We start from the raw sequence: 542 nt of genomic DNA on the forward strand, positions 1-542 counted from the left end.
TGCTCCCGTTTTTCGTCCCATAAGTAGCCGTAAATCACAGTGCCGGTCAGGTGCTTGCCACTCATGCCTTTTGACTTAAACACAGAGCGGATTTTCCGGCTGGTATCACGGGCGTAAAATTCATTCATAATGTTACGGAAGGGCGTAAAATCGTCATCGCCTTTCAGACTGTCCACACCGTCGTTGATGGCGATCAGCCGGACGCCGCGCTGCCGCAAAATCTCCATGACCTGGCCGACTTTCAGATAATCGCGCCCCAGGCGGCTCATGTCTTTGATAACAATGGCCTCCACCCGTCCGGCCTCGACTTCCTCCATCATCGCCAGAAATCCGGGGCGGTCAAAACGGGTGCCGGAGATACCATCATCGGTAAAGTGCGTAGGGTTGGGCAGCCCGTTCCGGCGGGCAAAATCCTCTAACATCTGCTTTTGGTTGGATATGGAATTGCTCTCGCCCTGTAACTCATCGTCCCGGCTCAGGCGCTCGTACAGTGGGGTAATTTTTTCATTTCTCATGGCTGTACCTCCTGAAACAAAAATGCT

At 53.1% G+C, this 542-nt stretch carries 1 protein-coding gene; it reads right to left on the reverse strand.

Features of this window, described 5'->3' with window-relative positions:
- The coding region (locus DWX32_RS17425) for a recombinase family protein (protein ID WP_158579612.1) at nt 1-515 on the reverse strand (515 nt) is incomplete at its 3' end.
- Nucleotides 516-542: the final 27 nt, after the last annotated feature.

Source organism: Blautia sp. AF19-13LB (genome assembly GCF_003479105.1).
GTDB classification, from domain to species: Bacteria; Bacillota; Clostridia; order Lachnospirales; family Lachnospiraceae; genus Fusicatenibacter; species Fusicatenibacter saccharivorans.